At 35.2% G+C, this 17,021-nt stretch carries 5 protein-coding genes and 3 rRNA genes; all 8 read right to left on the bottom strand.

From position 1 onward, the window contains the following. Position 1: 1 nt before the first annotated feature. Complete coding sequence (locus AACK87_RS02985; protein ID WP_338971380.1) at positions 2–3,829, bottom strand: ABC transporter permease; 3,828 nt, start codon at positions 3,827–3,829, stop codon at positions 2–4. 77 nt (positions 3,830–3,906) lie between these two features. After that, on the bottom strand, positions 3,907–7,515 hold the full coding sequence (locus AACK87_RS02990; RefSeq protein ID WP_338971383.1) for an ABC transporter permease: 3,609 nt from the start codon (positions 7,513–7,515) through the stop codon (positions 3,907–3,909). Positions 7,516–7,652: 137 nt separating this feature from the next. Continuing rightward, positions 7,653–8,150: an anaerobic ribonucleoside-triphosphate reductase activating protein gene (gene nrdG / locus AACK87_RS02995; RefSeq protein ID WP_338971386.1), complete on the bottom strand. Its 498-nt coding sequence runs from the start codon at positions 8,148–8,150 to the stop codon at positions 7,653–7,655. Then, positions 8,137–10,287 (bottom strand): anaerobic ribonucleoside triphosphate reductase, encoded by a 2,151-nt coding sequence (locus AACK87_RS03000; protein ID WP_338971389.1) that lies wholly within the window; start codon positions 10,285–10,287, stop codon positions 8,137–8,139. The genes nrdG and AACK87_RS03000 overlap by 14 nt, the downstream gene beginning before the upstream one ends. Before the next feature lie 192 nt (positions 10,288–10,479). Beyond that, positions 10,480–10,587: ribosomal RNA gene (gene rrf / locus AACK87_RS03005) — 5S ribosomal RNA — on the bottom strand. A 111-nt stretch (positions 10,588–10,698) separates the two neighbouring features. Continuing rightward, positions 10,699–13,612, bottom strand: a 23S ribosomal RNA gene (locus tag AACK87_RS03010). 271 nt (positions 13,613–13,883) lie between these two features. Next, positions 13,884–15,404: ribosomal RNA gene (locus AACK87_RS03015) — 16S ribosomal RNA — on the bottom strand. The 16S, 23S and 5S rRNA genes sit together here, the layout of an rRNA operon. 262 nt (positions 15,405–15,666) lie before the next feature. Further along, complete coding sequence (locus AACK87_RS03020) at positions 15,667–16,962, bottom strand: hypothetical protein (protein WP_338971392.1); 1,296 nt, start codon at positions 16,960–16,962, stop codon at positions 15,667–15,669. Positions 16,963–17,021 lie beyond the last annotated feature (59 nt).

Consider the following 17,021-nt stretch of genomic DNA (forward strand, 5'->3'; position numbering starts at 1 on the left):
TCTAATTAGTTATTGTTACTATACTTTGTCCTTTAATTTTTATGAAACTAGAAATTCAACCACACCCAATTAATATAGCTAAAATTCCCAGGGTTGCTAATGGAATTATAAAACTAATGTGATAACCAATCAGAGCTCCCATTGATTTTCATGCAAATATACTAAAGATGTAAGATAGCATCGATGAAATTAAGTAGCTTATTCAGAAAATAATAAAACCTCAGACAAAATAATCACCAAGCACAATTCAGTTTACTTGAAAAATATTATAACCAATTGACTTCAAAGTCAAGATAATCATGGTAGATTCATCAACAATTACCAGAACCAAGACAATCATAACTATGGCTAAAATCGTGATAATCATAAATGAAACAATGTTCATTATAACTGTCAGGTTTCTAACAAATCATTCACCCATTTTGGCTTCTGCATAATATAAATTTGTATAATTACCAGAAGAACTAAGATTTAAGGGATCTGTTAACAAGTATGGTTTTTTGTTAAAAATCTCATTATTTTCAAGTAAGTCTAAATCAATAAAGTCACTAAATATCGAACCAAAAATTGTGGATTGTTCATCAGTTAATAATGTTAAACTTTTGGCCGTCAGTTTCGAATTTAAAATGAAATCTTTTTCTTCAAAATCAGCAAATTGAAATAGTGATTTCGAAGACAATAATCCATTATTTAATTTTACATCGCTTTGATTTAAAGAATCATCACCAAATTCATCAAAGAATCGGTCATAATCAACAATAAAATCATGTGAATAGATATCATCATTATTAATCGCTGCAACTTCAATTGGTATAATTACTTTATTCTTTGTTTTCAAAACAATTTTAAAGGAATCACCCTTTTTTAAATTAAAACTTTTAGCAGTCAATTTACTTATGATAGCTTTGACACCATGATTTTGTTCAGATTTTAATGATAAATTATTTCAATCCGTTTTTGAAAGGCTTTTATCATTAATTGAATTTGAGTAAGACTCATTACTTTCCCTGTCTGAATTTGTTAAAATTAGATTCATATCGATGCTTTGAGAAACATTGTATGGATTAGCGTTAAAAGTATAAGTCAAAACTTCTTTATTTTGATTTACCATTAATTGATTGCTCGTAACAATAGTTTGATAATTATTTTTTTCTAGCATCGCTAGTTGCATTATTTCTTTTGAATATAAACTTGCGTTCTCTCAATTATCAAGTAACGTGTCGCCTTGAATTCTAGAATAATTGCTTTTCAAAATTAAATCCAAAATTCATGAACTCCACAAATCCTTGTTATTACAATTTATATTTTGATACTTGATGTAGTTATCCAGAAAGATTCGAGTTTCTTTTAAGGCTATTTCTGGATCCCGATTTTTTAAAAGCTCAGAATAAAAATCATTTGCTTCTTGTTTTAGAATTTCACGTTCAATTAACAAGCAAGAAGTTATTCCAACATCTTCTAAATAAAAGTTATTAGAAAATCCCTCATTATTTATTGATTTCAATAAGAACAAGGTACTTCTAAGATTATTAATATCCTTAATCGATACTTTTTCAATCTCCTTAATATCGATTGGTTTTCTTATATCAATTTTTTCAACATTTCCCAGAAGCAAAGTTGAAATTATATTAGCGTTGTTCAGGCTAGGATCTAAAATTTCCTTATCACTGACGATAAATTCACTATTTTTAAAAGCCTCTTTGTTTAAAGCTCTTAATAGTCATCTGATTTGATCACTTGAATTAGTACTGTTCTTGTTCAATGCTTTTTTAAATTTGGCTTCATCTTTGTATCCGTTAATAGTCAAAGGAGTTTTTTCATAGACTTCCGGATTGGACCAAGTAAGTTTCTGGCTTTTTTCATCGAAATCAACCTGTTGATAATCTCTAAATTCAAAGGAATGATCAACTCCCTTAACAAACTTGTTACCTCTAACTGGTTGTAAATCATTTGAAATTACTCGCACCTGAAACTGCATAATTAATACTATGCTAGAAACTGTAAATAAAGTCATAATTAAAACGAACTTTCCTATGGAATTACTTGTGAATGCTCGACGCAATCTTCAATTAAATCCAATATTTCGTCTCTCCAAAAATCGACAATATTGAAGTGAGAGAGTTTGAATTATAAAAATTGGAAAGATAATTATTGAAATGACTTTTCAAAATTTAATACCTTTTTTTTCAATCGAGTTGCCGTTTGATATCATTGATAAGATATTTTTGTTCACAGTTTTTCAAATTAATAAGAATGAAATGGCACTAAAAAATAATGGAACCATCACTCAGATAACGATTAAGAATAACCAATCAGTATAAAACTGATCGATAAAGAACATGATATTACGTTCAAAAGATTTAAATCCTAGCATTTGCAAAGGCAACGAAAGGAAATAACCAAAAAATATCCCTATTGCCATTAAAATAAATGTTTTAATTGAAAAAATCAATGCAAAGCTTGAATTACTGTAACCAAACGCTTTGAAAATACCAATTTGCGATCGATTTTCATTTATCTCTTTTTTGATTAAAAATGTGATAAAAATAAACGCAAGCGATATAACTAGTAACCCTAAAAAGATATTCATAATAACTTGAACTTTTACATTAGTAAGAACTTCTTGATTTGCGTAATTAGAAAAGGGTTTAAATTCAATTTTGTCAAAATCATAAATTCCAAATTCATCTAAATATTTGATTTTGAAAATCTCATTTATATTTGCATCATTTGTTTTAAAATTCAAAAATTTTTTCAAAGAAAGTCTTTGACCTTGAATTCTAGTATTTTCCCAGCGTTGATCTTCGATAAGTTGAATATTTTCATCGTTTACATATCCATAACCAAATTTTTTATGATCTCTACCTGAGCTAGCAAAGTCTCCAGAGGTTGCCAAATCCTCTTGTTTAATACCAATACCCACCACAGTTCATTCCTGACTTGTTGGATAACCTTCGCTTCAGTCAGTAAGCAAGTTAATTTTGGATCCTATTGTTAAATTTTGAAGTCGGGCAAACTTGTCGGTTAAAACAATTTCTTTTTTATCAGTGCTATTTGAGTCCACGTTTCTACCATGTTGAATTACCACTTCAGAGATTTGTTTTCCATTTAAAGTATTATATTCCCTTTTAGAAGCGTTTCTCATGTAAAAGATATTTTTCTCACCAATTCTAAAATCTTGATTTTGAGCAATTGATAACTCATGTCCTCAAGATAAATGAACCTTGTCCCTATTAAGACTGTTTCTAGCAATTTGATGAGCAATTCACAAGGAAATGTCGCGACTATAGTAAATATTTTCACTGTTGGCCCCAGTTAAAAGTTTCATGAAATCTAAGCTAAAAATCTCATTGCCCTTAAGGAAGCCATCGTCATCACTAATAGAAGAATTTGAATTTGATCCTTGAGAAAAATCAGATATCGCTTTTCTAATTTCACTAGCAACATCTATATTGACATTATTTTTGATATTTATTGAATTATTATTAACATTATTAAGAACCGTTCTCATTCTTGGGCTGAAGAAATCATAGTTTTCATCATCACTGGGAAGAGCTAAAAACTCAACTTCACCCTCCATAATTGCTTCTTTTTGATAGAAATAGTGATATAAAAAATCATCACTAAATGAATTAGCATTTTGATTTAGATAAGTATCCCATGTATTAGTTTTGTTGGCAATCTGACTTGTTCGATATTGAATTTGTAAAGAAGTGGTCATTGTTCCAATTGCCATTGCACTTAGTATAATTAAAAAAAATATTGCTCCAATCATTTGAATATATCTTTTTTTAAATGATCTTAGGTAATTTAATAGAATCTTTCTCATTTTTTTCACCATTATTATTATAGACTTTTGCAAGAATATATCAAATAAAAAAGTTAATAAGAATTTTATAATTCTTATTAACTATACGATGTTATATTTGTTAATGGTCGGTTTGATATTTTTAGCATTGCTGTAATTCAACCTACAATTATAATAACAGACAAGATTGAGAATGATATTATCGGAGTTTGTCAGTCGGTTGGGAATGGAATTAAAATTCCAAATGACTGTCACACAAATTCGAGAATAGCAGTTCAAACTATAATTGAAAGTACATATGATATTAAGAAACCAATTAGAGTTCAAATGATATAATTTCCCATAACAACTCAGTTAATTTCTCCCGCTTTATAACCAAGAGCTCTCATAGTCAAGATAATATTGGCAGCTTCATCTACAACAATATTCATAATTACTACCAAAATAATGGTTAGCAAGAAGGCTACAAGTAAGATAAATAAGGTCATTAGAACTGTTGAACGAGCCAGAACAGTGTCCAAAGTGGCTGTCATTAAATCAAGTGGCAAGTTTGCAGCATTTTCTGTTTGGAATAACAAACTTCCGTTAGTAATAACACTAAACTGGTTTTCTCCTCCAGCTTTTGTGTTATAAGTTCCACCTGGCAATATTCCTTCAAATAAACTTCCAAAAATTGGTGCATTTTTACCCGTGGCTAATGCAATGCTTTGACCTGCAAATTGAAGATTTGCGATTGAAGATCCGATGTTATCAATATCAATACTTCCATTAAATAAACGGTTTTTAGATCAAATTGAGTTACCATAAACAAAACCGTTATTGTAATCTTTTAAGACCTGATTATTTTCTTCATCGGCTTCAAAGGCTTTGAAATAGTTTTCATATGAAGCTATGATTAAAGTCCCAAAAGCATTTGATTGATTAATTCCTGAAACCTTGATTGTTAACGGTTGTTTTCTAGTTGTGTTTGTACGAACCTTAAATTCACTACCAACTGAAAGATTTAATAATTTAGCAATTCGATATGAAACAATAGCATTAATTTTTGTTGGGTCTGAATTAGTGTTTCTAATTTCATTATACTGACTGTCACTAACACCACTAAAACGGTAGATATCTTGGGTTCTACCTAAACTGCTTTTAAAGTAATCTAGTTCTAAATCAAATTTTTGAGAATTTAAATCATCCACTAAAACATCGGTTTTATATTGCAATAATTCCTTGTCAGATTCAATATATATTTGATTTGGAGTAACAATCGCTTTTTGATCAAACTGAGCTGAAAGCGATGTTCCAATTACTGCTGTAACATCTTGAGGAAGTCCCGCTAAAATGTTCATGTTAGCTGATTGAGTTGAGCTCATTGTTAGGTTTTCTAGGTTATTGCAATCACTAACTTCACCTGAAACAGCACTTGTAAGCAAGCAAACCGTTTTAGCAACATCACTTAAGTAGTAGTTGTTGTTCTTACCTTCTGCATCCTCAAAAGTGGCCCCCATTATTGTTTCTGATGGTTTATCTGTTAGAAAATTAGCGACAATACCTTCTAAAGTATCTTCTTCTTGAATTTTATCATCTGTAACATCCACATTGTAATAGGCTCCTAGAGCTAGTTTAGGATTTATTTTATTTTTATTATCAAAAGCATCCTTGGCTAGAACTTCAATCACATGAGAAACATTATCTCTAAAGTTGGTTGAGTTGGCTTTAAGAGAAGTTTTAATATCACCTTTAAAACCGATGTATTCAGTACGCATTGAATCTCAATTAGTATTAACTACTTCAACTTTTCCAGCTTCTGAATCACTGTTTTGAGAATTGTCTTTAAAGTCAATCTCTGGTAGTTTTTTTCAAGTATAACGGTGATCAACCCCATCTTGAACCATTTCATAACCTTGGCTAATTGCTGAACCCATTACAGCCTTAGCACCAAGTTGAAGAGTAAATAGTAAAGCCGAGAATGAGAAAATCATTATAACCATAATGAATTTACCCTTACTTCGAGCAGTAAATGATTGTTGTAACCTTCAAGTAAATCCGCGGTTGTGATAGCTAAGTGATTGAGAAATCTTTGTTAGAATTAAACTTGTCAATCCCACGGGGAAGAAAATCCATTTCATTGTAGTTTTAAATTTTGATTTAGTTGGAATTTTAGCTCCATTGGTAATTAGTCTTAATGCCGATTCACTTAAGTATTTTAAAGTTAATAAGTAAGAAATAATTGTGAATAGCAGCGGAATGACAATAAAGATCACACTAGCAAATCAAGGTGAGAAATAAACATCACTAAATGCATAAGTAACACTGTTGTTAAATTGTCCAGAAACATAAATTTGTAGCGGGATTGATATTATATAACCAGCTATTACCCCGATTGCAATTGTGATTAACATTTTTGTTGCAAAAATTCACGAAAGCTCAGAATTCTTATATCCAAATGCTTTGAAAATTCCCAATTGAACTCTGGTATTATTAATTTCTTTTTTAATAACGAAGTTTATGAAGATAAAGGCTAGAACTAAAACAATAACTGCTAGAACTAAGAAAATTATTACCTGGATTCTAATATTACTTAATGCTTGAATTGTTGGATAATCGTACTGAGCTGTGATGAAGTTTTCCCCTTCACGATAAATTGAATCTGATTGCAAGAAATTAATTGCAAAAAGATTGAAGACATTAACATTAGGTACTAAATTTTTAGTACGCATAATCATATTAAAGCCACTTTCTCAGTTTTTTTCATTAGCTCATGATTCACTTCTAAGTTGGTCTAAGTATTCATAACTTACAAAACCATATGTATAGTCATTGGGGTTTGATCTAATAATTGAATAGTTTGAACTTGGAGTTAAGGTGTCAAATTTTGTTCCATAACCCACAACTTCCATTTGGTTGTTCATATTCCCAGTAACAGGAATTACAATTTTATCACCAATTTTGATTTTATTAGTTTTGGCATATTTTTCAGTTAGAACAATTTCGTCCAAAGTCCCTTTTGAAACATTTCTCCCTTTTGTAATAATTAATTGATTGATTTCTTGGCCATTAACTTTTTGACTATCATCACTGTACGCTTGACGCAAATCAATTTCCATATTTTTGGTTGACCCAATTGATGATTTAAAGAATGCTGATAATTCATAACTCAAAGCAATTTTATTTTCATTATTTGCGATTACTTGACTCACAATAAAAAAGTTAATGTCGTTGTAGTAATCATTTGTTAAGATATCTTGGAATTCATCTACAAAGATTTTTTTAGTGTTAAAACCGCTAACTTCAACATCCCCACCTTTATCATAGGCGTTAAAAAGGGCACGGATTTCTCTTCCTAAATCAGCAGTTTTTTGATCAGCTTCGTTATAAAAATCTTTTAAGTGTTCACGGACCTCAGCACTAAACAACGTTCCACCATTTGCTAAAGGATTGGCAATAATGGTTGAATCCTCAGTTTTATAATCCTCACCCAAATAAAAGAACGAATATAAAAATTGATCGTTCAAATAGTTTGATTTTGGTGTAATATAATTTTCTCAGTGGTTAGTTTGGTTTTCAACTTGTTTATTTTTACTTGTAAGTTGTAGTGGTGTTGCTACCATCCCAACAACAACTGCTGTTAGTGTCAAAACAAAGATAATTGTACCAAATGTTTCAACTCAGGCTTTTACAAACGATTTTAAATAACTTTTCAGTACTTTTCTCATTGTCTTAGTTCCTTCTACTTTATAATTGCTTAAATATTAATTTCATTAATTTGATATATTATATCAACTAATTATCACAAATGAGATTTTATTTAAAGTTTCTAAAAAAAATAGAATCATTAATAAATAATTCTATTTTAATGTTTTTTCAATCATTCTTTAGTATCGATTAAGCGTTGATTACTGCTTCCTCGATAGCTTAATTCTGGATCATATAGTTCCTTTACTCAGCGACCATCAACCAAAGTGTCGATATGAGATAAAATCTCAAAGCGAGCCTTTGTTTCTGGGTTTTCATTTCTACTGTTATAAATTTCTTCAATTGTGAAACCTGTGTAAAGTCAAATATTTAAGTCAGTTTCTTTTTTGATGACCTTAATTAAATCCAATACTTCAACTGCGGAAAACATAGGATCTCCTCCCGAAAAAGTTACCCCATTTAACAAGGGATTGGCTTTTAGGTCTGTAATTATTTGGTTTTGATAATCTAGGTCAAAATCTCGTCCTACCTTAAAGCTTCAACTTCTCAAGTTGTGACAGCCTTTACAAGCGTGCAAACATCCCGAAACATAAATTGAATATCTTCAACCGGGTCCATCACTAATTGTCTCTTTAAATATCTTAAGAATCTTCATTTTCTAAATTATGTTTAACCCTTTCGCGCTCTTCAGCTTGTTTACCACTATTTCAACCATCTAAGTCACCGACCAAATAACCAGTAATTCTACGAGTTCGTGAAATTTCTAAACTATTACATTGTGGACATGCTAATTTAATCAACGAACTATAGTTGCATTTTTTACAACGATCAATTGGATGATTCAAACTTCCATAATTGATTTCATTATCTTTCATCGCTTTGATAACCCCAAGCACTGCGTGTAGATTTTTTCTAGCTTCTCCATCAAGTTCAATATAACTAATACTTCCCCCTAAAGTGATTGGGTGATATTTAGATTCTATTTTTATTTTATCCAAAGCTTTGATATTGTAGTAAACTGGAACGTGGTTTGAATTTGTAAAATACTCACGACTTGTGATTTCATTGATAATCCCAAACTGTTTAGCAGTGATTTTAGCCATTCTTCCAGCCACAGATTCTGCGGGAGTACCAATTACTCCAAAATTCAATTTCTTAGCTTGTTTTCATTCGTTAGCGACTTGATTAATTGTTCTAATAATTTCTAAACCAAATTCTTGTGATTCTGGTGATTCTCCATGATGGAAATTGGTTAACGCCTTTAAAGCTTCAGCTAATCCCACAAAACCAATTGTTAAAGTGCCCTGAGTAAAGACGCTTTCCACATTTTGATCGGGTTGTAATTTAATACCCCCTTTTAAAATGTTATTCCCCATTAGGAAAGGAAATTGTTTTGCCTGAGCTGTTATTTGATAATTATATCTTTCCCATAGTTGTTCAGCAACAATATGTGAGTAGTTTTTAACTATTTCTAAAAAATCTTTTTGCAACTTAATTTTGTCTAAAATATCGTATTTGATTTCATTATCTTTTAATGCCTTAATTTCTTGCAAATAATCCAAAGCTAAAAATGGCAAGTTAATTGATGTGAAAGAAATATTCCCTCGACCAACTGGAGTTTTATCTCCGTTAACGTTTTCAAATGTTCTAGTACGACAACCCATTGTGGCTGCTTCATATTTTCAAGAATTTGGATCATTGGCTTTTCAAAGTTCGTGATAATTAAATGGAGTATCTAAAAACATGAAGTTTGGAAATAATCTTTTTGAAGTTGTATCAATAGCTTTTAAGAATAAATCAAAATTGGGCACTTGTCATTTTTCAACTTCAACTCATTGCTCTTGACTCATAGCAAAAGCTTTTTGAATATCAACTTCACTGTAATTAATTTCTTCTTTAACCTTGAAAATTACGATAGGAAAAATTGATGTTTCCCCATTTCCTAAACCCTGGTTTAAAGCTTCTAATAGCATAAAGGTTACTAGACGTCCAGAATTACTTACATCTGTTCCTAAATTAATTGATGAAAAAACCACTTGATTTCCACCACGAGAATGTTGGGTATTTAAATTATAAATAAATCCTTCCATTGCTTGGCGGGTTTCTTGTTCAATCTCTCTTTTACTAATTGTCATTATTTTATCGAATTCAGCTTCTGTTAAATTAATCTTATTTTTTAGCAGTTCTAAAACTAAACTTTTGCTTTGACTAGCTAAATTATCAAAATTAGTTCCTTGAGATTCTATTATTTTCTTGACGTTTTTTTCATCTAAATTATGATCTTCAGATTTTAAAATTAAAAAGTTATTAATTGTTTTAGCTAGGATTTTAATAAAACTTTTATTAACCCCTGGAGCCATAAAGTAATCAAATGCTGGAATTGCTTGACCACCGTGCATTTCATTTTGAGCTGTTTGAAATACAATCGCTGCTAATTCTGCATAAACTCCAATTGATTGTGGTGTTCTAATTAAACCGTTTCTAGTTCTAAAACCATTTTCAAATAAAGCCTGTAAATCATATTGCACACAAGTTGCTGATTTTGTAATAAAGTAGTCCAGGTCATGGATATGGATTTTACCTTCTTTATGTAATTTAGCAAATTTTGGGTTAACAACATTATCCAAGGCGTAATTTTTACTAGTGATTGAGGCAAACTTCATCATTTGCCCACTAGGGGTATCTCCATTCATATTGGCATTCTCGTTTTTCAAATCATTATTTTGAACCCCAATAATTGATTTGATCTCGTTATGATTTTTGATACTTTTGCTAATTAAAGTTTCTTTCATATTAATCTCCTTTTTTGTGTCTATATATAAATTACTCCAATTTTGAGAAAAATTTAAATTTGCTTTTAAAAACTGAAACCTAAAAAGGCCGATAGATACTGATTATTTTCAAGTTGAATGGATAACCATTTTTTAGTTTTATATTCACCAAAAGGCATAAAAAAAACTAGTTTTTAGACTAGTTTTTTTATGAACTGGCACCGTGCTATTTTGCACTTTCGTACTATCGTCGCCGCAGTAGAGCTTAACTTCTGTGTTCGGCATGGGAACAGGTGTGACCTCTACGCTATGGGCACCAGATCGGTTTTTTTGAAACAATAATATCCTTCAATAAATATTCAAGGGGATTATTCTTTCAAAACTGAACATTAGATTTAACATAAATTTGCAACTTTTTAGATTTTTCTTAATTCTAAAAAGACTCTCGATCTATTAGTACTGGTAAGCTAAACACGTCACCGTGCGTACACACCCAGCCTATCAACCATGTGGTCTACATGGGATCTTACTTGCTAAACAATGGGAAAACTCATCTTGAAGGAGGCTTCTCGCTTAGATGCCTTCAGCGATTATCCGTTCCGCATATAGCTACCCTGCTATGCTCTTGGCAGAACAACAGGTGCACCAGGGATGCGTCCAACCCGGTCCTCTCGTACTAGGGTCAGCTCTTCTCAATTTTCCTACGCCCACAACAGATAGGGACCAAACTGTCTCACGACGTTCTGAACCCAGCTCGCGTACCGCTTTAATGGGCGAACAGCCCAACCCTTGGAACCGACTTCAGCTCCAGGATGCGATGAGCCGACATCGAGGTGCCAAACCTCCCCGTCGATGTGAACTCTTGGGGGAGATCAGCCTGTTATCCCCGGGGTAACTTTTATCCGTTGAGCGACGGCCCTTCCACACGGGACCGCCGGATCACTAAGTCCTGCTTTCGCATCTGTTCGACTTGTAAGTCTCGCAGTTAAGCATTCTTCTACCTTTGCGCTCTATGTATGATTTCCAACCATACTGAGAATACCTTTGAGCGCCTCCGTTACATTTTAGGAGGCGACCGCCCCAGTCAAACTACCCACCAGACACTGTCCCTGATCCGGATAACGGACCGAGGTTAGAACCTCAATGTAACAAGGGTGGTATTCCAAGGATGACTCCACAACCACTAGCGTGATTGCTTCATAGTCTCCCACCTATCCTCTACATGTTACACCAAGATTCAATATCAAGTTATAGTAAAGCTCCACGGGGTCTTTCCGTCTAGTTGCGGGTAACCAGCATCTTCACTGGTACTAAAATTTCACCGAGTCTGTAGCCGAGACAGCGAAGGGATCATTACGCCTTTCGTGCGGGTCAGAACTTACCTGACAAGGAATTTCGCTACCTTAGGACCGTTATAGTTACGGCCGCCGTTCACCGGGGCTTCAATTCATGGCTTCGTCGAAACTAACCACTCCTCTTAACCTTCCGGCACTGGGCAGGCGTCACCCCCTATACTTCGTCTTACGACTTTGCAGAGAGCTGTGTTTTTGCTAAACAGTTGCCCCTTCCTCTTCACTGCGGCTCACATAAAGTGAGCACCCCTTCTCGCGAACTTACGGGGTGATTTTGCAGAGTTCCTTAGCTACAGTTTTCTCGCTTGCCTTAGGATTCTCTCCTTGACCACGTGTGTTCGTTCTAGGTACAGGTACCATGTAGATTAGCGCTAGAAGCTTTTCTTGGAAGCATGGAGTCATGGACTTCGCTACTTGCCGAAGCGTTCACTCCCCATCACACTTCAGAGTTAAAGTACGCGGATTTGCCTACGTACACCCCTTTGTGCTTAGACCAGCATATCCAACAGCTGGCTTCCACTATCCTTCTCCGTCACTCCATCACTCTACATAGTAGTACAGGAATATCAACCTGTTGTCCATCGACTACGCCTTTCGGCCTCGCCTTAGGTCCTGACTAACCCTGGGTGGACGAACCTTGCCCAGGAAACCTTGGTCAAACGGCATGGGGGATTCTCACCCCCAAACGTTACTCATGCCGGCATAATCACTTCTAAGCGCTCCACCAGTCCTCACGGTCTGACTTCATCGCCCTTAGAACGCTCCCCTACCACTGACGCTTACGCGCCAATCCATAGTTTCGGTAGTATACTTAAGCCCCGGTACATTTTCGGCGCAGAATCACTCGACTAGTGAGCTGTTACGCACTCTTTAAATGATGGCTGCTTCTGAGCCAACATCCTAGCTGTCTGTGCAATTCCACATCCTTACACACTTAGTATACATTTAGGGACCTTAACTGATGATCTGGGCTGTTTCCCTCACGTGCATGGACCTTATCACCCATGTACTGACTGCCGAGTATGAAACAATGGCATTCGGAGTTTAATTGCATTCAGTACCCCTAGGTGGGGCCATCATACATTCAGTGCTCTACCTCCATTGTCCTAAACCTCGACGCTAGCCTTAAAGCTATATCGGGGAGAACTAGCTATCTCCGGGTTCGATTGGAATTTCACCGCTAGCCACAAGTCATCCACGGTCTTTTCAACGAACGTTGGTTCGGTCCTCCATTTGGTTTTACCCAAACTTCAACCTGCTCATGGCTAGATCACCCGGTTTCGTGTCTACGACATCGTACTAAACGCCCTATTAAGGCTCGCTTTCACTACGGCTCCACGGATTCCGCTTAACCTTGCACGATATCGTAACTCGCCGGCTCTTTCTACAAAAAGCACGCCATCACCCATTAACGGGCTCTGACTTCTTGTAAGCATATGGTTTCAGGAACTATTTCACTCCCCTCTCGGGGTACTTTTCACCTTTCCCTCACGGTACTGGTTCACTATCGGTAAAATGGTAGTATTTAGGCTTACCCAGTGGTCTGGGTAGATTCCGACAGGGTTTCACGTGCCCCGCCGTACTCAGGATACCTCTTCGAGATTAATGTATTTCGCATACGGGACTATCACCCTCTGCGGTGCTGCTTCCCAACAGCTTCTGCTATACATTAATTTTGTAACTCTAACTAAGGTCCTACAACCCCGGTCCGTAGACCGGTTTGGCCTGTTCCGCTTTCGCTCGCCGCTACTGACGGAATCTCATTCGATTTCTTTTCCTCTTGGTACTAAGATGTTTCAGTTCCCAAGGTTCCCTTCTCATGACCTATGAATTCAGTCATGGATAATACGAGATGAATCGTATTGGGTTTCCCCATTCGGATATCACCGGATCAAAGCTCACTTCCAGCTCCCCGATGCTTTTCGCAGGTAGTCACGTCCTTCTTCGGCTCCATTTTCCAAGGCATTCACCATATGCCCTTACTATACTTTTTAGAGAAAAACCTATTGCAAATTTATGATTTCAATTTTAGTTTTTTAATAACAATTGATGTTTAATTTTTTATTTATATAAAACAAATAAGAAAATTGTATTTTTTCATCTAATATTCAGTTTTCAAAGAACAATTCTTTTTTCAAAGATTATCAATAATTTGTTGCCAAATTATTCAAATAATCTCTGAAAACTAAATAGAACATAAAGGATAGTCGAAGCTGTTAATACACTTAGTCACTTTCAGCTTCATTTACTTAATTCTCTCCATAGAAAGGAGGTGATCCATCCGCACGTTCCCGTACGGATACCTTGTTACGACTTCACCCTAATCGCTAATCCTACCTTGGTAGGCTCCCTCCTTACGGTTAGGACACCTGCTTCTGGTATTACCAACTCTCATGGTGTGACGGGCGGTGTGTACAAGACCCGAGAACGTATTCACCGCGGCGTTGCTGATCCGCGATTACTAGTGATTCCGGCTTCATGAAGTCGAGTTGCAGACTTCAATCCGAACTGAGATCGGCTTTTTGAGATTAGCTCCCCCTCGCGAGATTGCGACTCTTTGTACCGACCATTGTAGCACGTGTGTAGCCCAGGACATAAGGGGCATGATGATTTGACGTCATCCCCACCTTCCTCTAGCTTACACTAGCAGTCTCATTAGAGTCCTCAACTGAATGTTAGTAACTAATAATAGGGGTTGCGTTCGTTGCGGGACTTAACCCAACACCTCACGGCACGAACTGACGACAACCATGCACCACCTGTCTCAATGTTAACCTCCACTACATCTCTGTAGTTTTGCACTGGATGTCAAGCCCTGGTAAGGTTCTTCGCGTTGCTTCGAATTAAACCACATGCTCCACCACTTGTGCGGGTCCCCGTCAATTCCTTTGAGTTTCACTCTTGCGAGCATACTACTCAGGCGGAGTACTTAATGCGTTAGCTGCAGCACCGACATATTGCCGACACTTAGTACTCAACGTTTACGGCGTGGACTACTAGGGTATCTAATCCTATTTGCTCCCCACGCTTTCGTGCCTCAGCGTCAATAACAGGCCAGTAGATCGCCTACGCCACTGGTGTTCCTCCAAATATCTACGCATTTCACCGCTACACTTGGAATTCCATCTACCTCTCCTGTATTCTAGCAAAGCAGTTTTCAAGGCGAACCGGAGTTGAGCTCCGGGCTTTAACCTCAAACTTACTAAGCCGCCTACGCACCCTATACGCCCAATAAATCCGGATAACGCTTGCCACCTATGTATTACCGCGGCTGCTGGCACATAGTTAGCCGTGGCTTTCTGGTAGGGTACCGTCAGACTAAGAGCATTTCCTCTCCTAGTTGTTCTTCTCCTACAACAGAGCTTTACGATCCGAAAACCTTCATCACTCACGCGGCATTGCTTCATCAGACTTTCGTCCATTGTGAAAAATTCCCTACTGCTGCCTCCCGTAGGAGTCTGGGCCGTATCTCAGTCCCAATGTGGCCGATCAACCTCTCAGTTCGGCTACGTATCATCGTCTAGGTGAGCCATTACCTCACCTACTAACTAATACGCCGCATCCTCATCTTTTAGCGGTCCAAACGGACCTTTCAACACCTTCTGATGCCATAGTGGTGTCGTATGCGGTATTAGCAGTCGTTTCCAACTGTTATCCCCCTCTAAAAGGTAGATTAGACACGTGTTACTCACCCGTTCGCCACTGGGTGCAAGCACCCCGTTCGACTTGCATGTATTAGGCATGCCGCCAGCGTTCATCCTGAGCCAGGATCAAACTCTCATTTAAAAAAATGTGACTATATTTGATTCTGACTATCCTTTATTTTATTAAACTCAAACAAATTGATACAAGTTAAATTGTACAATTAATGATTGTTGTAAATTGTTCTATTTAGTTTTCAAAGATCATTTGTGCCGCATATTCGCGACTTATTTATACTACCAAAACCAGAATATTATGTCAATAAGAAAGTGAAAAAAAGTGAAAAAAGTTATAAAAAAAGTACATTAATTAAACTTATTTATACATTATAAAAAAGAAGAAGATTTTAATCTTCTCCTCAGTCTATTGTTTTATCATAAGTGTAAATACTTTTAATTTTCTCAATTTCAGCCTCATTTGGTTGATAGTAATCTTTTTGAGGTGTTTGATTTTGCAATGATGCAGGATGTTTTTTTAACACATCTCGATTGGCATTCTTGATGGCATTTCAAATACGATCTGAATCACCAAGGAAAATCTTGTTCTCATATTCTGGTTTTACTAAGTCACGATTCTTTTTGAAGCCCATCATTGGGTCGTGGTAAGTTACCCCGATTGGACCTTGATTTACAAATTGTTGCGCTTTTTGATCACCAGCTCTTCTTGGTGTGATTGTTTTAACGTATGGATCTATCACCTTTTCAACTGCATTAGTTGCTACAAAGGTTTGACTTTGAACTTCTGGTTCACTATCAAATCTAATAGTCTCATCTTTAACTGTAATAAAAGGTTCAACTTGAGTTGTTTCAATTGGTTGGGTTAATTCTTGAGTGACAAATTGTTTCAAGACCGGTTGAGGTCTAATATCTTCTTCGACAGTTTGGATATTAACTTGTGAATCATCAATTGAACCTTTCATTTCCGCAGGACTTTTTGCTAAATCAGATCTTAAACGATTTATTTTAGAATTTAGATCAATTGAATCTTCATTAGCACGAATAGTGTCAACTCTTTTTAATGGTTGTTGAAAACTTAAAAATTCATTGTCTTGTTTTTCTCTTTTTTCTAAAACTGGTTTATTTTTTTTATTCATCATTAAACCAACAATTAATAAGATGGTCAAAAATATGATCGCATAAAATACTGCCGGTGTTATACCTTGAACAACATAGGTTCATTTGCTTTTTTCTGAAAAATTCCAAAATAAAATCGAGAAACTTGATAAGTTAATACCAATTTTTCCTGTCTCTAAATCTGAATATGAAAGATGTTTCATTATCATTTGCACAAAAATAGTTATAAACAATACTAAAAACAGCATCGCTACTGAAGTAGAACGCAAACTCTTTGAATTGTTTTTTTTATAATAAAGTGGAACTGTAATCATTGCCACAAAACCAAAAATAGCCATAGCTAAAAATCCTAATAATACCAGTGCTGCGAAAAAATTATTTAAGGGCATTGAACTTGATGAATTAGGCACTTGACTGATCAATAAACTTAAGAAGTTGAACCCTCAAACTATTTTACCCATTTGTAGTTGTGGTTCTGCAGTAATGATTACTTGTTCAATCATGAAACCCGAAATCAGTAATAAGATAAAAAGCGGAATCATTATTGTTAAAGCCATTTTTTTTGTCATTCTTCCACTCCCCTAATGTTGCATATTAAATATTATATCACAATTTCGGTTTTTTGAAT

The organism is Spiroplasma endosymbiont of Panorpa germanica (genome assembly GCF_964019765.1).
GTDB lineage: Bacteria > Bacillota_I > Bacilli_A > Mycoplasmatales > Mycoplasmataceae > Spiroplasma_B.